Raw genomic sequence first — 18,462 nt, forward strand, 5'->3', positions numbered from 1 at the left:
CCACACAGATAATTGATTGCTAATTGTTAAAGAGCGTGCTTCACATCTTGTGTAAAGCGAGAACCGCTTTCGCCATTCTCAGAAGTCTTTCTCAGTCGTTTGCTGCGTTGCCGCTGCCCCGTCTGTGGATGCGCATTATAGAGATCCCGCCAATAGGATCAAGATCTTTTTTACAGAAAGATGACTGACCGCGTGTTTTTTATCCGATCAGCGCAAATATTCCGCAAGCTGATGATAAACTGTTCAATTAATCGGAAAAATGTTTAAACTTACTAAGATCCGCTTGGATTACACGGTCACGCTTTAACTCATGTTGATAGAGCAATTGCCCTAACTGGCGCATAAAGGGTTTGGCAATTTCATCAAGTTGATAGGTGTCGTCATTAAGGGTGTCGTTTTCATTAGCATAAATTACCGCTACCGCAAAAAACTCAATATTATTCTCGATATCTACAATATAGGCGCCGTCTATCGCATAACCATAGGCCCAACCGCTTTTATTAAAAATTCTCAAATGCTCAGGTATCGGCTGGGCGTCGCCGCCAACCAGTAAGAACTTCGCGTAATTATCCGGAAACTCAGCTTCATCGTATGACGGATAGTCGCTGGATAAGGGAACAAGCCCCATATAACGAATAATGAATTGGCGATCTTGCTCACTGATCGCAAACTGTTGCTCTGAACTAAAAGATTGCGGAAAAAAAATTCGCCGTAATACACCTGAATAATCACTTACAGAAAACCGGTTTTTCTCGGTGAAATCCATCGGTGCTGTAACCAGCTTATGATTGACTATATGTGCGCTGCCCAGCAACGGTTTGGAAGAGTTAACGTAACGCTGTTCATTAGTACGGGCAGGAAGCGTTTTAACAGACTGCTGTGAATTATCAACAAACTGTATGGCGTTGTAATGTCGCTGTTCAAGCTCTGGCAAGGCCACGCTTAGACGATGGTTAATAACAGTGTTGCTTAAGCCTTTTTCATTGAATTGCGTGTTTATGTATTGCTGCCCCAACAATTCATACAGCCTGTTATATCCATCGTTGTCACTAACCAACAGTATTTTCTTTATATACTGAGCAACACTTGGCAACTTATTTTTGGCTGAATCATCAGTTAACACAGACGTCTGTAAAGGGCGACTGCCTTTAGTAAGCATAGTAGTGTGTTTATCAAGTTCAGGAAGGTTTTGCGCTTGAAGCCATTGCAGTGCAAGCAAAGATACCGGCAGTTTTACTGTACTGGCTGGATAAAAGTAACGAGATTCATCAAGCCCATATTGATAATAACTAAAAGCAACCTGATTATCCGGCTTGCGATCGATCTGAGTATACAGAACTTGCACCTTGTAGCGTTCAGGCTGACTAAGTACCTCAGTAAGTACGTCGTAACTTTCAGACTTTTCTTTAAGCAATGGGCCAAGTTGATAACAGTTACTACTTTTAACATCTTCACAGCCAGAAGCCTGCACATTGCTGAGCAGCACTAGTAAAAGCAAAATAGGTGGCAATAAAAATCGAATTGAATGCATAACACTAAACCAATAAATACACCGCTGTATTCCAGCTTAGCTAGATTTAAGTTCAATAACAAACATGCAAAAAAAAACCGGGCATACGCCCGGTTTTTACTTTGAGACTAGCTTACTCAGCTGCAGTTTCTTCAACTGGCAGCGTATCCACTTCTGGACGGTCAACTAACTCGATATAACACATTGGTGCGTTGTCACCTGTACGGAAACCACACTTCATAATGCGAGTGTAACCACCTGGACGCGCGTTGTAACGCGGACCTAAAACATTGAACAACAAACCAACAACTTCTTTGTCACGAGTACGGGCAAAAGCTAAACGGCGGTTTGCAACGCTGTCGTTTTTAGCCAGGGTGATCAATGGTTCGATCACACGACGTAACTCTTTAGCTTTTGGCAAAGTCGTTTTGATGATTTCGTGCTTCACCAACGAGCTTGCCATGTTGCGGAACATTGCAGTACGGTGGCTGCTATTCCGATTTAATTGACGACCACTCTTGCGATGGCGCATGATCTATTCCTTCTCACTAAACCAGGAACTGGTGTCTGGTTAGTCTTTATTTACCAAACTAGCTGGCGGCCAGTTTTCCAGGCGCATGCCCAGAGATAACCCGCGCGACGCCAACACGTCTTTGATTTCGGTAAGTGACTTCTTACCAAGATTAGGCGTTTTCAGCAACTCAACCTCGGTACGTTGTACCAGATCACCGATATACTGAATCTGCTCTGCCTTCAAGCAGTTAGCAGAACGAACTGTTAATTCTAAATCATCAACTGGACGTAACAGAATCGGATCAAACTCCGGCTTCTCTTCACGTTTTTCCGGCTCACTCTTATCGCGCAATTCAACAAAGAATTCCAGCTGTTCAGCCATAATTGTTGCTGCACGACGAATGGCTTCCTCAGGCTCAACAGTGCCGTTGGTTTCCATATCGATGATCAGTTTATCCAAATCGGTACGCTGTTCTACCCGCGCTGATTCAACCGTGTAAGCTATGCGCTCAACCGGGCTGAAAGACGCGTCTAATAACAGACGTCCTATTGGACGTTCGTCATCATCGGAGGACAAACGAGCTGATGCAGGCACATAACCGCGACCACGCTCAATCTTCAGGCGCATACTGAACTCAGTTTCACCCGTCAGATTACAAATAACGTGCTCAGGGTTAGTAATAACCACACCGTCGCCACGCTGGATATCTCCAGCAGTTACAGGGCCGGCACCTTTCTTCGTTAAAGTCAGCGTGACTTCATCTTTGTCTTCCAGGCGAACGGCAAGGCCTTTGAGGTTCAGTAGGATATCAATAATATCTTCCTGCACGCCCTCTTTGGCACTGTACTCATGGAGCACGCCGTCGATTTCTACTTCAGTCACTGCACAACCTGGCATTGACGATAACAGAATACGACGTAACGCGTTGCCCAAGGTATGCCCGAAACCGCGCTCTAGTGGTTCCAAAGTAACTTTGGCACGAGTTGGGTTGATCCTTTCGATACCAACTAATCTCGGCTTAAGGAATTCGGTGACAGAACCCTGCATATATCCTCTCTTAACAATTAGCTTTACTTAGAGTAAAGCTCGACGATTAACTGTTCGTTGATGTCCGCAGACAAGTCAGAACGCTCAGGCAGACGCTTGAAAACGCCTTCCAGCTTCGTGTTGTCAACTTCTATCCAAGTTGGCTTCTCACGTTGCGCTGCTACTTCAAGAGCTGCACTAATACGTGCTTGCTTCTTGGCTTTCTCGCGCACAGAGATCACTTGTTCAGGTAATACAGTGTACGATGGAATGTTAAGCACTTTGCCATTTAATAAAATGGCTTTATGGCTTACCAACTGACGTGCTTCTGCACGCGTGCTAGCCAGACCCATACGATACACCACGTTGTCAAGCCGAGACTCTAACAACGCTAACAAGTTTTCACCTGTATTACCTTTCAAACGAGCAGCTTCTTTGTAGTAATTACGGAACTGCTTCTCTAACACGCCGTACATACGACGTACTTTTTGCTTCTCGCGTAACTGTAAACCATAATCTGATAAACGACCGCGACGAGCGCCGTGCTGACCAGGAGCAGTTGTTAAGTTACACTTTGAATCAATTGCTCTTACGCCGCTTTTCAGGAACAGGTCTGTACCTTCGCGACGACTAAGTTTGAGCTTAGGACCCAAATATCTTGCCATCTTCTTTCTCCAATAATCCGTGAAGCGCTGTAATTACACGCGACGTTTTTTAGGGGGACGGCATCCGTTATGCGGGATAGGCGTCACGTCGGTGATATTTGTAATGCGGTATCCAGCGGCATTCAGTGCACGAATCGCTGATTCGCGGCCTGGGCCTGGACCATTTACAAACACTTCAAGGTTCTTAAGACCATACTCTAACGCAGCAGTACCAGCACGTTCAGCAGCTACCTGAGCAGCAAACGGCGTTGACTTACGTGAGCCACGGAAACCTGAACCGCCAGAAGTCGCCCAGCAAAGAGCGTTACCCTGACGATCGGTGATCGTAACGATGGTATTGTTGAAAGAGGCATGGATATGAGCCATACCATCAGAAACTTGCTTTTTTACCCGTTTACGAGTACGAACTGGTGCTTTTGCCATGTTATTACCCCGTCCTATTTCTTAATCGCTTTGCGTGGACCTTTACGGGTGCGCGCATTGGTCTTAGTTCTCTGACCACGAACTGGCAGACTACGACGGTGGCGTAAGCCACGGTAACAACCAAGATCCATTAAACGTTTAATGTTTAATGTCACTTCACGGCGTAAGTCACCTTCAACGGTGTACTTAGCAACTTCGTCACGAAGCGTATCTAACTGTGCATCAGATAATGCAGCAATTTTCATACTTTCTTCGATACCCACAGCAGCTAAAATTGATTTAGCGCGGGTTTTACCGATACCATAAACATAAGTTAAAGAGATAACTGCATGTTTATTATCGGGGATGTTAATGCCAGCGATACGGGCCACTAACGTTCTCCTATAAAAAATTAAAAGGTGCCAATTTGAAAAGCCCGTAAGGATACTCAAATGGCGCTCATATTGCAAACAATTAACGGGCCGAACGTAAAGTTCAGCCCGATAAACTGTTTTCTACCTTAACCCTGGCGCTGTTTGTGCTTAGGTTCACTGCAAATTACCCGCACAACGTTGTTGCGCTTGATAACTTTACAGTTACGGCAGATCTTCTTAACGGAAGCTCGTACTTTCATAACTTAACTCCGCAAATATATCTTAACGGCTATAGCCTTTAAGATTTGCCTTTTTAAGCACAGAATCATACTGATGCGACATCAGATGGGTCTGTACCTGTGCCATAAAGTCCATGATAACCACAACGATAATCAGTAACGATGTACCACCGAAGTAAAATTGCACATTCCATGCAACCATCATGAACTCGGGAACCAAACAGATAAAAGTAATATACAAAGCACCTGCTAAGGTTAACCGGGTCATCACTTTATCAATGTATTTTGATGTCTGCTCACCAGGACGGATCCCAGGGATAAAAGCACCGGATTTCTTCAGGTTGTCAGCTGTATCGCGCGGATTAAATACCAACGCGGTATAAAAGAAACAGAAGAAAATGATAGCCGCCGAGTATAACATCATATACAGCGGTTGTCCCGGAGATAAGGCTAGCGATACTTCCTGGAGGAAGTTAGCAACCATACCTTCGCCTGCACCAAACCAACTGGCAATAGTGCCTGGAAACAGAATAATGCTTGAAGCGAAAATTGGTGGAATAACACCGGCCATATTTACCTTTAACGGTAGATGGCTGCTTTGCGCGGCAAACACCTGACGGCCCTGCTGACGCTTTGCATAGTTAACCACAATACGACGCTGGCCGCGTTCAAAGAACACCACAAACCAGGTAATCGCAATAACAATTACGCCAATAGCAACTAACAGTAAAAAGTGCAAATCGCCCTGACGTGCCATCTCAATCGTCTGGCCAATGGCAGACGGGAAGCCAGCAACAATACCGGTAAATATAAGCAGCGATATACCATTACCAATACCGCGCTCAGTAATTTGCTCACCTAACCACATTAAGAACATGGTACCGGTAACCAGACTGATGATCGCTGTAAAGTAAAATGCAAAACCCGGATTAAGTACTAATCCCGGCATCATATTAGGTAAGCCAGTAGCTATCCCAATAGACTGCAATATTGCTAACCCTAGAGTACCGTAACGGGTGTACTGATTAATCTTGCGCTTACCTGCTTCGCCTTCTTTTTTCAACTCGGCCAGATGCGGATGCATCACGGTTAACAGCTGAACAATAATTGAAGCAGATATATAGGGCATAATGCCCAATGCAAATACAGAAGCCCGTTCAAGAGCACCACCGCTGAACATGTTAAACATTTCAACGATGGTGCCTTTTTGTTGCTCGAATAACTGAGCCAGCACGTTGGCGTCAATTCCAGGAATTGGCACAAAGGAGCCTAATCGAAAAACGATTATGGCCAAAAGTACAAATAACAGACGGGATTTCAGCTCGCTGAATCCGCCTTTTGCACCTCTTGAGTCCGAACCTGGTTTAGCCATAGCGTACTATCCTTATTATTCTTCGACTTTACCGCCGGCGGCTTCGATGGCTGCACGCGCGCCTTTCGTTACGCCTAAACCTTTTACGGTTACCGGACGAGTAATCTCGCCAGACAGCACAACTTTAGCGAACTTAACAGAACGAGAAATGATGTTAGCTTCCATTAAGGTTGCTAAATCAACTACGTCTCCATTAACTACAGCCAGCTCGTGTAACCGAACTTCAGCAGAAACCAGAGATTTCTGTGAAGTGAAACCGAACTTAGGCAAACGTTGTTTCAATGGCATTTGACCGCCTTCAAAACCTGGACGCACTTTACCGCCTGAACGAGACTTCAGACCTTTGTGACCACGACCAGCAGTTTTGCCTAAGCCAGAACCGATACCACGGCCTACGCGTTTTTTATCTTTCTTTGCACCTGGTGCGGGAGACAGTGAATTTAAAAGCATCTTTTACTCCTCCACTTTAACCATGTAATACACAGTATTGATCATACCGCGAACTGAAGGTGTATCTTCAACTTCAACAGTATGATTGATACGGCGCAAACCTAAACCCGTTAACGTTGCACGATGCTTCGGTAAACGACCGATGCTCGATTTAGTCTGGGTTACTTTAATTGTTTTCTTCGCCATGGCAAATTACCCCAAAATGTCATCAACGCGTAAACCGCGTTTTGCTGCCACTTGTGCCGGAGACTTCACTGAAGCCAGGGCATTGATGGTAGCGCGAACTACGTTAATTGGGTTAGTTGAGCCGTAACACTTAGACAGAATGTTCTGGATGCCCGCTACTTCTAAAACGGCGCGCATTGCACCGCCAGCGATCAAACCAGTACCTTCTGATGCAGGCTTCATAAATACATTAGAGCCTGAGTGAACACCACGTGTTGGGTGGTGCAAAGTGTGACCATTTAACTCAACCTGGGTCATGTTGCGACGTGCTTTTTCCATTGCCTTTTGAATAGCAGCTGGAACTTCACGCGCTTTACCATAACCGAAACCAACGCGGCCGTTGCCGTCACCGACTACAGTCAATGCAGTAAAGGAGAATATACGACCACCTTTAACTACTTTTGACACGCGGTTAACTGCAACAAGCTTCTCTTGTAAATCAGATTGTTGTTTAGCATCTTCGTTAGCCATGAGCTACTCCTAGAACTGAAGACCGGCTTCACGTGCAGCGTCTGCTAACGCTTGCACGCGACCATGATACTGGAAGCCACTGCGGTCAAAAGCACAAGCAGTAACGCCTTTGGCTACTGCGCGTTCGGCAATCGCTTTACCTACAGCCTTTGCAGCATCTACGTTACCTGTGTACTTCAATGATTCACGAATAGTTGCTTCTGCAGTAGAAGCAGCAACGATCACTTCAGCATTTGGTGCGATAAGCTGGGCGTAGATGTGACGTGGTGTACGGTGTACAACCAGGCGATTCGCACCTTGTTCGATAATGTTTCTGCGAGTGCGTTTGGCACGACGCAGACGAGCAAGTTTCTTATCCATCGTCTTACCCTACTTTTTCTTCGCTTCTTTACGACGCACGTTTTCATTCGCATAACGAACACCTTTGCCTTTGTAAGGCTCTGGTTTACGGTATGCCCGGATGTTTGCAGCAACTTGACCAACGAGTTGTTTGTCAGCACCTTTAACCAAGACTTCAGTCTGGGTTGGGGTTTCTATAGTGATACCGTTTGGTACCTGAAAAACCACCGGGTGAGAAAAGCCAAGACTCAGGTTTAACACCTTGCCTTCTGCTTTTGCACGGTAACCAACACCAACCAGTTCAAGCTTCTGAGCGAAACCTTCACTGACACCTGTTACCAGGTTATTGATCAATGCACGGGCAGTACCCGCTTGTGCGTTTGCATTTTCGAAACCGTCGCGAGGATTGGTACGTAAAACGTTACCTTCGACAACGATCTCAACCGCAGGGTTAACATTAACTGTTAACTCGCCGTTTTTGCCCTTCAGCGTCACAACCTGACCGTTTTGCGTTAAAGTAACGCCGGTTGGAATAGTGACTGGGGCCTTAGCAACACGAGACATAGATTACTACCTCCGTTACGCTACGTAGCCGATGATTTCGCCACCGATACCAACCTTGCGCGCGGCGCGGTCAGTCATTAGTCCTTTAGATGTTGACACAATGGCCACACCTAAACCGCCCATTACCTTAGGTAAATCGCCGCTCTTCTTATAGATTCGCAGACCTGGACGACTAACACGATCGATAGTCTCAATAACTGATTTGCCCTGGAAATACTTTAATGTAACTTCCAGCTCTGGTTTAACATCACCAGACACAGCGAAATCGCCGATGTAACCTTCGTCTTTTAATACTTTCGCGATTGACAACTTCAATTTTGAAGATGGCATTTTAACCGCAACTTTGTTGGCAGCTTGGCCGTTGCGGATGCGAGTAAACATATCCGCTACTGGATCTTGCATGCTCATAGCTCGTTACTCCCGTGATTCTTACCAGCTAGCCTTACGAAGGCCAGGAATTTCACCGCGCATAGCTGCTTCACGAACCTTGATACGGCTCATTCCGAACTTACGCAGATAACCATGTGGACGACCTGTTACACGACAACGGTTACGTTGACGTGAAGGGCTGGAATCACGCGGCAACGTCTGTAGCTTCAGAACTGCTGCCCAACGATCTTCATCAGAAGTTGCTGGATTCGCAATCAGGTCTTTCAGCTCATGACGCTTTTCAGCGTATTTGGCTACCAGTTGTGCACGCTTTACTTCGCGAGCTTTCATTGATTGTTTTGCCATGACCCTACACCTTATTTCTTGAACGGGAAGTTAAACGCGGCAAGTAAAGCACGTCCTTCGTCATCGCTACGAGCGGTAGTCGTAATAGTGATATCTAAACCACGTACTGCGTCTACTTTGTCATAATCGACTTCTGGGAAAATGATTTGCTCACGTACACCCATGCTGTAGTTACCACGGCCATCAAATGACTTCGGGTTAACACCGCGGAAATCACGAATACGTGGGATAGCAATAGAGACTAAACGCTCTAAAAAATCCCACATACGCTCGCCGCGCAGGGTCACTTTCGCGCCAATAGGGTAGCCTTCACGGATTTTGAAACCTGCTACAGACTTACGAGCCTTAGTGATAAGTGGCTTTTGGCCAGCAATAGCGGTTAAATCCGCTACGGCATTATCAAGGATCTTCTTGTCTGCAACCGCTTCACCCACACCCATATTGAGCGTGATTTTAACAATCCGAGGGACTTGCATGACGCTGGTGTAGCCAAACTGTTTAAACAGTTCCGGGACTACGGTGTCTTTATAAATTTCATGCAGTTTCGCCATCGTATTACTCCAATAGCAATTAGATTACTTCATTATTCGATTTGAAGAAGCGAACTTTCTTGCCATCTTCAAAACGGAAACCTACGCGATCAGCTTTACCCGTTTTAGGGTTAAAAATCGCTACATTTGAAACATGAATAGAGGCTTCTTTCTCAACGATACCACCTGGGGTATTAAGCGCAGGAACAGGTTTCTGATGCTTTTTTACCAAGTTAACGCCTGAAATATAAACACGATCCTCAGAAAGCAAAACTTTCGTCACTTTACCGCGCTTACCTTTGTCCTTACCAGTAAGAACAACCACCTCATCATCACGACGGATTTTACTAGCCATTGTGACTCCTTACAGTACTTCTGGTGCCAGTGACACGATCTTCATAAACTTATCGCCACGAAGTTCACGTGTTACAGGTCCGAAAATACGTGTGCCGATCGGTTCCAGCTTGGTGTTTAATAACACTGCTGCATTGCGATCAAAACGGATTAATGACCCGTCCTGACGACGTACGCCTTTGCGTGTACGCACCACCACTGCATTTAGAACGTCACCTTTTTTAACCTTACCGCGCGGAATTGCTTCCTTAACAGTAATTTTAATGACGTCACCAATTGCGGCATAACGGCGATGCGAACCACCTAAGACCTTAATACACATTACGCTGCGCGCGCCGCTGTTGTCTGCGACTTCCAGCATAGATTGCATCTGGATCATCTTAGTGCTCCGCTATTCTACTATATAGCCCTCTCGGACTACGCTGCTTACGATAATAAATACCCCCCCAGATAGAAGGGCGCGTGATTATAACAGCACTTTTACTAAATGGATAGTTTAATAATAAAAAACGGCCCCGGAGGGCCGCTTCTCTCAGCGACTTAGTAATTAAGTCGCTGATTCAACTACCGCAACCAGAGTCCAAGACTTAGTCTTAGACAGAGGACGACATTCACGAATTGTGACAATATCGCCTTCATTACACTGATTTGTTTCGTCATGTACATGCAGTTTGGTAGTACGCTTAATGAACTTCCCATAAATAGGGTGCTTCACTGAACGTTCGATAGCAACAGTGATAGACTTGTCCATCTTGTTACTGATCACTTTACCTTGCAGCGTACGGATATTCGCTTCAGTCATTACGCACCTGCCTTCTCGGTTAAGATAGTCTTAACGCGCGCGATATCACGACGCACCTGCTTCATTAAATGTGTCTGAGCTAACTGACCAGTAGCTGCTTGCATGCGCATATTGAACTGCTCACGTAACAGACCTAATAATTCAGCGTTTAACTCTTCAACACTTTTCGATTTTAATTCGCTGGCTTTCATCACATTACCGTCCGCGTTACAAAGGTTGTCTTAAATGGAAGCTTAGCAGCAGCAAGCGTAAATGCATGACGCGCCAACTCTTCAGACACACCGTCCATTTCGTACAGAACTTTGCCAGGTTTAATCTGACATACCCAATACTCAACAGAACCTTTACCACTACCCATCCGTACTTCCAGCGGCTTAGCAGTAATTGGCTTGTCTGGGAACACACGGATCCAGATTTTACCAACACGCTTAACAGCCCGCGTCATAGCACGACGTGCAGATTCGATTTGACGTGAAGTCATTTGACCACGTTCTAATGATTTCAGTGCATAAGTACCGAAAGATACTTTGTCGCCAACCTGGGCTAAACCACGGTTACGACCTTTGTGCACTTTACGAAATTTTGTACGTTTTGGTTGCAACATCGCTCAATACCCCTACTTTGCCTTACGTGCCGGTTTCTTCGGCGCTTTAGGCTGGTTGTTATTGTTAGCGTTGTTGGTGTTGCTGCTTAATGGCAGAGCTCCTAAGATCTCGCCTTTAAAAATCCACACCTTAACACCAATGATACCGTAAGTAGTTAAAGCTTCTGAGGTGTTGTAATCAATGTCAGCGCGCAGGGTGTGCAGTGGCACACGACCTTCACGATACCATTCATCACGGGCAATCTCAGCGCCGCCTAAACGGCCACTCACCTGTACCTTGATACCTTTAGCGCCAATTCGCATTGCGTTTTGTACGGCACGCTTCATAGCACGACGGAACATAACACGACGCTCTAACTGGCTGCTGATAGAGTCAGCAACTAACTTGGCATCTAATTCAGGCTTGCGGATTTCAGAGATATTGATCTGCGCAGGTACGCCAGCAATGGCTGCTACTTGCTTGCGGATCTTCTCAACATCTTCACCTTTCTTACCGATAATTACGCCTGGACGAGCAGTGTGAATAGTCACACGGATGCTTTTCGCAGGGCGCTCAATATCAATCCGGCTTACTGAAGCGGCTTTCAATTGTTTCGTCAGGTACTGACGAACTTTGTAGTCACCGTTTAAGAAATCCGGGAAATCTTTTGTATTCGCGAACCAGGTTGAGCTCCATGGCTTAGTGATACCTAGGCGAATACCATTAGGATGTACTTTCTGTCCCATTTCTATCTCCTAGTTATCAGCTACAACCACAGTAATGTGGCTGGTGCGCTTAACAATACGGTCAGCACGACCTTTAGCGCGTGGCTTAATCCGTTTCATGGAAGGACCTTCATCGATGAAGATTGTCTTCACTTTCAACGTATCAATATCCGCACCTTCGTTGTGCTCAGCGTTGGCAATGGCTGATAAAAGAACCTTTTTAACTAACTCGGCAGCCTTTTTCGGGCTGTAAGTCAGTACGTTCAGCGCCTTATCAACTGACAATCCACGCACCTGGTCAGCAACCAGACGAGTTTTTTGTGCAGAAGAACGGGCAAATTTGTGTTTAGCTAATGCTTGCATCATTTACCCCTTAGCGCTTCTTGGCCTTTTTGTCGGCTGCATGACCGCGGTAAGTACGAGTAGGTGCAAATTCACCTAACTTGTGACCAACCATCTCTTCTGAGACAAATACAGGTACATGTTGACGACCATTATGGACAGCGATGGTCAAACCGATCATATCAGGTATGATCATTGAACGACGGCTCCAAGTCTTTATAGGCTTCTTGTCACCGCTTTCCAACGCTTTCTCTACCTTCTTCAGCAAGTGAAGGTCAATAAATGGACCTTTCTTGAGAGAACGTGGCATGGCAATTCCTCACAAATTATTTATCACGACGACGTACGATAAGTTTATCAGTACGCTTGTTTGAACGAGTTTTGTAGCCTTTAGTTGGTACGCCCCATGGAGTAACAGGGTGACGACCACCAGAAGTCTTACCTTCACCACCACCGTGTGGGTGGTCAACCGGGTTCATTACTACACCACGTACGGTTGGGCGAATGCCGCGCCAGCGCATTGCACCAGCTTTACCGTATTGACGTAACATGTGCTCGGCATTACCGATTTCACCGATGGTCGCGCGACAATCTGCTAATACTTTGCGTACTTCACCGCTACGCAGACGCAGAGTTACATACTCACCGTCACGCGCAAGGATTTGCACGAAAGCACCGGCTGAACGTGCCAGCTGGCCGCCTTTACCTGGTTTCATTTCGATATTGTGCACAACCTGACCAACCGGGATATTCCGCAGTGGCAAAGTGTTACCCGCTTTAATTGGCGAGTCCATACCAGAAACAATTGAATCACCAGCTTTCAGGCCCTTAGGAGCCAGAATGTAACGACGCTCACCGTCTGCATACAGTACTAAAGCGATGTTAGCGGTACGATTTGGATCGTATTCTAAACGTTCAACTTTAGCAGGAATGCCGTCTTTAGTGCGTTTGAAGTCGACAACACGGTAATGTTGCTTATGACCACCACCGATATGACGGGTAGTGATACGACCATTATTGTTACGACCACCAGTTTTAACGTTCTTCTCTAACAAAGGAGCATAAGGCTTGCCTTTGTACAGGTCAGGGTTAACCACTTTTAATACGTGGCGACGACCTGGTGACGTAGGTTTACACTTAACAAGTGCCATTTCCTAACTCCTCTTCTTACTCAGCGCCGCCAACGAAATCGATTTCGCTGCCTTCTTTAAGAGTAACGTAAGCTTTTTTCCAATCGCTACGCTTGCCCATACGCGCACCAGTGCGCTTGGTCTTACCCTTAACATTAACAGTGCGAACACCTACTACTTCTGTTTCAAACAGTTTTTCTACAGCGGCTTTAATATCAGCCTTAGTAGAGGTAGTAGACACCTTGAAAACGATAGTGTTGTTGTTCTCTGCCGCATTAGTTGCTTTTTCAGAAACGTGCGGAGCCAGAATCACTTTCAGTAAACGTTCTTCACGGATCATGCTAACAGCTCCTCAAGTTGTTTAACTGCAGCAGCAGTCATTAACACTTTGTCGAATGCGATTAAGCTGACCGGGTCGATACCGTGTACGTCACGTACGTCAACCTTGTACAGGTTACGTGCAGATAAGAACAGGTTCTCATCTACTTCGTTAGTCACAATTAACACGTCTTTCAGATCCATCGCCTTTAATTTGGCAGACAGCTCTTTGGTTTTCGGGGTTTCAACTGCAAAGTCTTCAACCACGATTAACCGCTCCTGACGAACTAATTCAGACAGAATGCTCATGATCGCACCGCGATACATTTTACGGTTTACTTTCTGGCTGTGATCTTGTGGCTTAGCCGCAAATGTCACACCGCCTCCGCGCCAAATGGGGCTACGGATTGTACCAGCACGGGCACGGCCTGTACCCTTCTGGCGCCATGGCTTCTTGCCGCCACCGCGAACTTCTGAACGAGTTAACTGTGCACGGGTACCCTGACGGGCGCCAGCTGCATAGGCAACGACAACCTGGTGTACCAAAGCTTCGTTAAACTCACGTCCAAAGGTAGCTTCGGAAACTTCAAGAGCGCCTTGAGCGTCTCGTAATGCTAATTCCATCACTTATCTCCTCAGACGTTAGCTTTTAACAGCTGGTTTAACGATCACGTCACCACCGATAGCACCAGGCACTGCGCCTTTTACTAACAGAATGTTACGCTCTGCGTCTACTCGAACCACTTCAAGCGACTGCACGGTTACCCGTTCTGCGCCCATGTGACCAGCCATTTTTTTACCCTTGAATACTTTACCTGGTGATTGGTTTTGACCAATAGAACCTGGTGCACGGTGTGATAAAGAGTTACCGTGAGTAGCATCCTGAGTACGGAAATTCCAGCGCTTTACAGCACCAGCAAATCCTTTACCTTTTGATGTGCCAGACACATCAACTTTTTTCGTTTCTGCGAAAATATCCACAGTAATCTCGCTACCAACCTGAATGTCAGTACCTTCGTTGTCTTGCAGGCGGAATTCCCACAGACCACGACCAGCATCAACACCCACTTTAGCAAAGTGACCAGCTTCTGGTTTATTCAGGCGGTTTGCCTTAACAGTACCAGCAGTCACTTGCAGCGCGCTATAGCCTTCAACGTCTTGCGTTTTAACAGCAGTAACGCGGTTTGGTGTCGCTTCGATTACGGTTACAGGGATTGATACGCCATCTTCAGTGAAGATGCGAGTCATACCCACTTTACGACCGATTAGACCGATAGCCATTTCCTAAACCTCTCTAAAAACCTGTCTGATTAACCCAGGCTAATTTGAACGTCAACGCCAGCAGGCAGATCTAAACGCATCAGCGCATCAACTGTCTTTTCAGTTGGTTCAACGATGTCGATTAAACGCTTGTGGGTACGGATTTCGTACTGGTCACGCGCATCTTTATTGACGTGAGGAGAAATCAGAACAGTGAAACGTTCCTGACGGGTTGGCAGTGGAATTGGACCACGAACCTGGGCGCCAGTACGTTTTGCTGTGTCAACGATTTCCATAGTTGACTGATCGATCAAGCGGTGATCGAACGCTTTCAGACGGATGCGAATCCTTTGACTACTCATGTATCAAAGCCTCAAAGAGCAAAAAGAGCAAAAATAAACATAAGCCATAACCCAAGCTGGGTATGCTTATGCACCTAAGTAACAGTTGCTCCCCAATTGGGAGCATTGTTGAGCAGTTATTACAGACCAAAAAAAGCTTAGTGCTGTTAACTGCCGCAGCCAGAATTAAATCGACTGGCCGCGCATTATACTTAAATAACACCGTAACGCAAGCATTGTTTATAATTTGCGCTGTTGGCTGTTAACTACAAAATATCGTTTAATTCAAAACCGATACCAAAACGAGTCACTGAACGGTCATAGTCAATAAGGCTTTCACCGTAACCATTGAACGCCTCCACATATAATCTGAGGTGACGGTTAAACGGCCGAGAATAAGATAAGCGTAATGCGCCTTTGTTATTACTTCGCAGATTATTTCGCATCATCATGCGCCAGGTTGCATCGCCCTGTTTATACGCTGCAGACAACTCGAACCACCCCATGTATTTAGTAATGTCGGGGTTGTCGTCACCTTTGGGATCATCGACTGAGGTTTTCTTACGCTCATTAAAACGATACCAGGGTTCAAAGTTTATAAACACATTTCCGATAGAAGTTACCCAGCTTAACTTCAGACGATTCCAGCTGCGGGACAACTCACCTGAGCGGCCATTAGACTGATGCGACAGGCTCAGACTGATAATCCGACTGGCCGCCTCTTCATAGTTTTGATAATGCGGCAGCATTAAGATAAGCTCCGGCTCGTAGTTATTCTCACGAAACGGTGATGACACTTCCGAGTTATAGGCTTGCCAGTACGCCTGCTGAGTAAAAGCAAAAAACAAATAACCCCTGTCTTTATAGATTTTTGTCCACAACGGCGTTTTGAGACTTAACTGAAATTTCGCTTCGAGATTATCAGAAGACGCACTGACACCATCCCGGCTTAAAGTACCGGCAATTCCATCAACGTAACTCACTGGCAGCAGAAAGTTAGACTCGTGGGGTAGTAACGTAAAGGGCTCATACTCATCCCATTGTTCTGCTTTTAACCTCTTATCTAACGCATCACCTGCCTGCACCGGTAATGACAGACATAGCAAAAAGCTAAAAAGTGTAATTCTCATCAGTATCCTCTTTTAACCCTCACCACGCGCGAGGATTGGGTGAGTGACAACCAAATACTATTGCTATCGCTATTAGTGCAATTGGCTAATAATCCTCTGGCGACAGAGCATAAAAAGCAGACGAATCGCTTATAAGCGTTTCTCGCAAGCCAGTAACTCTTGGTAGGATCCGGTTAACATACCACTTTGCGGTGTGGTTTTTTCCGTGAATAAAACCAGCAGTATGTTTTGAACCGTCCAGAGCTTGCACGTTTTTATACCACATATAGCCATAGAGCACATAGGCAACCATTGCCATAAAGTCACAGGCCGCGCCGGCCAATACGGTATTATCACGCTGCAACAACTCAGTGGTCAGTTGACGGGTATTAGCGATGTAGGTAATTAACGTTTCAGACAGTGCGTTGGGCTGGCTAAGCAGCTCATTATTAATATCGTCAAATAAGCCCAGCAATACATTGCCTTTGTCGTAAGCAACTTTACGTAACATAAAGTCCGCAGCCTGAATACCGTTGGTGCCTTCATAGATCTGGGCAATTCTTACATCTCTGACTAACTGCTCCATACCCCACTCTTTAACATAACCATGGCCACCAAATACCTGCTGAGCTGTTACACAGGCATCAAGTCCCTGATCTGTCATAAAAGCCTTGGTAATGGGCGTTAACAAGTTGGCACGTTGTCCGGATACCTGACAATTATCGTACTTAGACTTATCCAGCAGCGCCGCAACCCAGGTGGCAAAAGTGCGGCCAGCTTCATTCATTGCTTTGATATTAAGTAGCATCCGCTGCACGTCGGGATGACCGATTATCGGTTCAGCCTTATTTGCATCATGTTCGGTAATTCTTCCCTGCAGCCGCTCTTTGGCATATGCAAGTGCATTCTGATAAGCGCGCTCGGCTGCGCCTAAACCCTGGCTGCCCATCGACAGTCGCTCATAGTTCATCATGGTAAACATACAGCTTAAGCCACGGTGTGGCTCGCCGATCAGATAGCCTGTGGCATCGTCAAAGTTTAATACGCAGGTCGCCGAGCCATTAATGCCCATCTTGTGTTCAATAGAACCCACGTTAACGTTATTACGAGTAGAAGGCTCACCATTACTATCGAGTAAATACTTGGGCACCAGAAACAGCGAAATACCTCTGCTGCCAGCAGGAGCGTTTGGCAATTTGGCCAGAACCAGATGAATGATATTCGAGGTTAGTTCATGCTCACCAGCGGTAATAAAAACCTTTGAACCATTAAGCGCATAACTGCCATCGTTATTTGGTTTAGCGGAAGTACGCATAATACCCAAATCTGAGCCCGCATGTGACTCCGTTAAACACATGGTTCCGGTCCACTCACCGCTGTAGAGTTTTGTTAAATAGGTTTCTTTAGTTTGTTCGTCAGCATGCTGTAACAGCGCAACGCAGGCGCCAGCAGTTAGTCCCGGATATAATGAGAAAGCAATATCAGCACTGCAAAGCATTTCATCTACCATCATCGACAATGTCTTTGGCATACCCATGCCCCCGTATTGAGGGTCACCGCTCAGGCTGGTCCAGCCGCCTTCAACTAAACTCTGGTATGCAGTATGGTAATGGCCAGGTAAGCTTACTTTGCCATCAGCTAATTGTGCACCGCGCTGATCTGCTTCACCGGCAAAGGGAGCAATTTGCTGCTCACATATTTTGGCAGCTTCTTCCAAAATCGCTTTTGCGGTATCAGCTTCTATCAGGTCCTGTAGTTGGCCGTTACTCTGCCAATACTTATCGAGTTGCCAGACATCAAACAAATTAAACGTCATATCTGAAATAGGGGCTTGATAGCTGCTCATAGTAAATTCCTTACTGGACGGATGAGTTCGCAATATCGCATAAGGCACACTTTCAAACAAGACATTCAAACATCTGTTTGAATTTTATTTTGGCAACAAAAAAGGCTCCACAGGGGAGCCTTCTTTACATCACTGCTAACTCAATCTGAATTAAGCGATGATTTTAGATACTACACCAGCACCTACTGTACGGCCGCCTTCACGGATTGCGAAGCGTAAACCTTCGTCCATCGCG

At 46.0% G+C, this 18,462-nt stretch carries 31 protein-coding genes and 1 pseudogene; all 32 read right to left on the reverse strand.

All coding sequences use genetic code 11. The features are described from left to right. Positions 1–247: 247 nt before the first annotated feature. Positions 248–1,531 carry a serine hydrolase gene (locus ABY802_RS11655; protein ID WP_372627276.1) on the reverse strand — a complete coding sequence of 428 codons (1,284 nt, stop codon included), beginning with the start codon at positions 1,529–1,531 and terminating at the stop codon, positions 248–250. A 112-nt stretch (positions 1,532–1,643) separates the two neighbouring features. Next, positions 1,644–2,042 (reverse strand): 50S ribosomal protein L17, encoded by a 399-nt coding sequence (rplQ, locus tag ABY802_RS11660; protein ID WP_213995036.1) that lies wholly within the window; start codon positions 2,040–2,042, stop codon positions 1,644–1,646. A gap of 39 nt (positions 2,043–2,081) precedes the next feature. Beyond that, positions 2,082–3,071, reverse strand: coding sequence for a DNA-directed RNA polymerase subunit alpha (rpoA, locus tag ABY802_RS11665; RefSeq protein ID WP_019677739.1), 990 nt, complete (start codon positions 3,069–3,071; stop codon positions 2,082–2,084). Between the two features lie 23 nt (positions 3,072–3,094). Beyond that, on the reverse strand, positions 3,095–3,715 hold the full coding sequence (rpsD, locus tag ABY802_RS11670) for a 30S ribosomal protein S4 (RefSeq protein ID WP_019677738.1): 621 nt from the start codon (positions 3,713–3,715) through the stop codon (positions 3,095–3,097). Between the two features lie 33 nt (positions 3,716–3,748). Then, entirely contained in the window at positions 3,749–4,138 is a 390-nt protein-coding gene (rpsK, locus tag ABY802_RS11675; RefSeq protein ID WP_019677737.1) for a 30S ribosomal protein S11, read from the reverse strand. 14 nt (positions 4,139–4,152) lie between these two features. Continuing rightward, the gene (rpsM, locus tag ABY802_RS11680) at positions 4,153–4,509 is read right to left on the reverse strand and encodes a 30S ribosomal protein S13 (protein WP_019677736.1); all 357 of its coding nucleotides are present in this window, start codon (positions 4,507–4,509) and stop codon (positions 4,153–4,155) included. Between the two features lie 128 nt (positions 4,510–4,637). After that, positions 4,638–4,751: a 50S ribosomal protein L36 gene (rpmJ, locus tag ABY802_RS11685; protein ID WP_008950799.1), complete on the reverse strand. Its 114-nt coding sequence runs from the start codon at positions 4,749–4,751 to the stop codon at positions 4,638–4,640. Positions 4,752–4,773: 22 nt separating this feature from the next. Continuing rightward, entirely contained in the window at positions 4,774–6,102 is a 1,329-nt protein-coding gene (gene secY / locus ABY802_RS11690) for a preprotein translocase subunit SecY (protein WP_372627279.1), read from the reverse strand. 15 nt (positions 6,103–6,117) lie between these two features. After that, positions 6,118–6,552, reverse strand: coding sequence for a 50S ribosomal protein L15 (gene rplO, locus ABY802_RS11695; RefSeq protein WP_372627281.1), 435 nt, complete (start codon positions 6,550–6,552; stop codon positions 6,118–6,120). Positions 6,553–6,555: 3 nt separating this feature from the next. Continuing rightward, positions 6,556–6,738 carry a 50S ribosomal protein L30 gene (gene rpmD, locus ABY802_RS11700; protein ID WP_083981985.1) on the reverse strand — a complete coding sequence of 61 codons (183 nt, stop codon included), beginning with the start codon at positions 6,736–6,738 and terminating at the stop codon, positions 6,556–6,558. A gap of 6 nt (positions 6,739–6,744) precedes the next feature. Next, complete coding sequence (gene rpsE, locus ABY802_RS11705; protein WP_046559229.1) at positions 6,745–7,248, reverse strand: 30S ribosomal protein S5; 504 nt, start codon at positions 7,246–7,248, stop codon at positions 6,745–6,747. Positions 7,249–7,257: 9 nt separating this feature from the next. Further along, positions 7,258–7,608, reverse strand: a complete 351-nt coding sequence (gene rplR, locus ABY802_RS11710; RefSeq protein WP_019677732.1) for a 50S ribosomal protein L18 — start codon at positions 7,606–7,608, stop codon at positions 7,258–7,260. A 9-nt stretch (positions 7,609–7,617) separates the two neighbouring features. Next, positions 7,618–8,151: a 50S ribosomal protein L6 gene (gene rplF, locus ABY802_RS11715; RefSeq protein ID WP_372627284.1), complete on the reverse strand. Its 534-nt coding sequence runs from the start codon at positions 8,149–8,151 to the stop codon at positions 7,618–7,620. A gap of 15 nt (positions 8,152–8,166) precedes the next feature. Next, positions 8,167–8,559: a 30S ribosomal protein S8 gene (gene rpsH / locus ABY802_RS11720; RefSeq protein WP_097113079.1), complete on the reverse strand. Its 393-nt coding sequence runs from the start codon at positions 8,557–8,559 to the stop codon at positions 8,167–8,169. A 21-nt stretch (positions 8,560–8,580) separates the two neighbouring features. Continuing rightward, positions 8,581–8,886 (reverse strand): 30S ribosomal protein S14, encoded by a 306-nt coding sequence (gene rpsN / locus ABY802_RS11725; RefSeq protein WP_318968516.1) that lies wholly within the window; start codon positions 8,884–8,886, stop codon positions 8,581–8,583. 11 nt (positions 8,887–8,897) lie between these two features. Beyond that, on the reverse strand, positions 8,898–9,437 hold the full coding sequence (gene rplE, locus ABY802_RS11730) for a 50S ribosomal protein L5 (protein ID WP_019677728.1): 540 nt from the start codon (positions 9,435–9,437) through the stop codon (positions 8,898–8,900). Positions 9,438–9,456: 19 nt separating this feature from the next. Further along, entirely contained in the window at positions 9,457–9,771 is a 315-nt protein-coding gene (gene rplX, locus ABY802_RS11735; protein WP_046559232.1) for a 50S ribosomal protein L24, read from the reverse strand. Between the two features lie 9 nt (positions 9,772–9,780). Next, positions 9,781–10,149: a 50S ribosomal protein L14 gene (rplN, locus tag ABY802_RS11740; RefSeq protein WP_019677726.1), complete on the reverse strand. Its 369-nt coding sequence runs from the start codon at positions 10,147–10,149 to the stop codon at positions 9,781–9,783. Positions 10,150–10,317: 168 nt separating this feature from the next. Further along, positions 10,318–10,572 (reverse strand): 30S ribosomal protein S17, encoded by a 255-nt coding sequence (gene rpsQ, locus ABY802_RS11745; protein WP_372627287.1) that lies wholly within the window; start codon positions 10,570–10,572, stop codon positions 10,318–10,320. Then, entirely contained in the window at positions 10,572–10,763 is a 192-nt protein-coding gene (gene rpmC / locus ABY802_RS11750; RefSeq protein WP_372627289.1) for a 50S ribosomal protein L29, read from the reverse strand. Before rpmC ends, rpsQ begins: the two co-directional genes overlap by 1 nt. Further along, a complete protein-coding gene (rplP, locus tag ABY802_RS11755) occupies positions 10,763–11,176 on the reverse strand; it encodes a 50S ribosomal protein L16 (RefSeq protein WP_019677723.1) in 414 nt (137 codons plus the stop codon). Before rplP ends, rpmC begins: the two co-directional genes overlap by 1 nt. Before the next feature lie 12 nt (positions 11,177–11,188). Next, entirely contained in the window at positions 11,189–11,902 is a 714-nt protein-coding gene (gene rpsC / locus ABY802_RS11760; protein WP_019677722.1) for a 30S ribosomal protein S3, read from the reverse strand. A gap of 9 nt (positions 11,903–11,911) precedes the next feature. Then, a complete protein-coding gene (gene rplV / locus ABY802_RS11765; protein WP_019677721.1) occupies positions 11,912–12,244 on the reverse strand; it encodes a 50S ribosomal protein L22 in 333 nt (110 codons plus the stop codon). Positions 12,245–12,254: 10 nt separating this feature from the next. After that, a complete protein-coding gene (gene rpsS / locus ABY802_RS11770) occupies positions 12,255–12,533 on the reverse strand; it encodes a 30S ribosomal protein S19 (RefSeq protein ID WP_019677720.1) in 279 nt (92 codons plus the stop codon). Between the two features lie 16 nt (positions 12,534–12,549). Next, complete coding sequence (rplB, locus tag ABY802_RS11775; protein ID WP_372627292.1) at positions 12,550–13,374, reverse strand: 50S ribosomal protein L2; 825 nt, start codon at positions 13,372–13,374, stop codon at positions 12,550–12,552. A 16-nt stretch (positions 13,375–13,390) separates the two neighbouring features. Beyond that, the gene (gene rplW, locus ABY802_RS11780; protein WP_019677718.1) at positions 13,391–13,693 is read right to left on the reverse strand and encodes a 50S ribosomal protein L23; all 303 of its coding nucleotides are present in this window, start codon (positions 13,691–13,693) and stop codon (positions 13,391–13,393) included. Next, the gene (gene rplD, locus ABY802_RS11785; RefSeq protein WP_372627294.1) at positions 13,690–14,295 is read right to left on the reverse strand and encodes a 50S ribosomal protein L4; all 606 of its coding nucleotides are present in this window, start codon (positions 14,293–14,295) and stop codon (positions 13,690–13,692) included. The genes rplW and rplD overlap by 4 nt, the downstream gene beginning before the upstream one ends. Before the next feature lie 18 nt (positions 14,296–14,313). Further along, positions 14,314–14,952 carry a 50S ribosomal protein L3 gene (rplC, locus tag ABY802_RS11790; RefSeq protein WP_372627295.1) on the reverse strand — a complete coding sequence of 213 codons (639 nt, stop codon included), beginning with the start codon at positions 14,950–14,952 and terminating at the stop codon, positions 14,314–14,316. Positions 14,953–14,981: 29 nt separating this feature from the next. Further along, a complete protein-coding gene (gene rpsJ / locus ABY802_RS11795) occupies positions 14,982–15,293 on the reverse strand; it encodes a 30S ribosomal protein S10 (protein WP_019677715.1) in 312 nt (103 codons plus the stop codon). 245 nt (positions 15,294–15,538) lie between these two features. Then, positions 15,539–16,402 (reverse strand): phospholipase A, encoded by an 864-nt coding sequence (locus ABY802_RS11800; protein WP_372627297.1) that lies wholly within the window; start codon positions 16,400–16,402, stop codon positions 15,539–15,541. Between the two features lie 85 nt (positions 16,403–16,487). After that, the gene (locus ABY802_RS11805) at positions 16,488–18,227 is read right to left on the reverse strand and encodes an acyl-CoA dehydrogenase family protein (RefSeq protein WP_372627299.1); all 1,740 of its coding nucleotides are present in this window, start codon (positions 18,225–18,227) and stop codon (positions 16,488–16,490) included. Between the two features lie 150 nt (positions 18,228–18,377). After that, positions 18,378–18,462, reverse strand: a pseudogene (locus tag ABY802_RS11810) (elongation factor Tu); the annotation flags it as partial.

The organism is Arsukibacterium sp. (genome assembly GCF_041616895.1).
Lineage (GTDB): Bacteria > Pseudomonadota > Gammaproteobacteria > Enterobacterales > Alteromonadaceae > Alishewanella.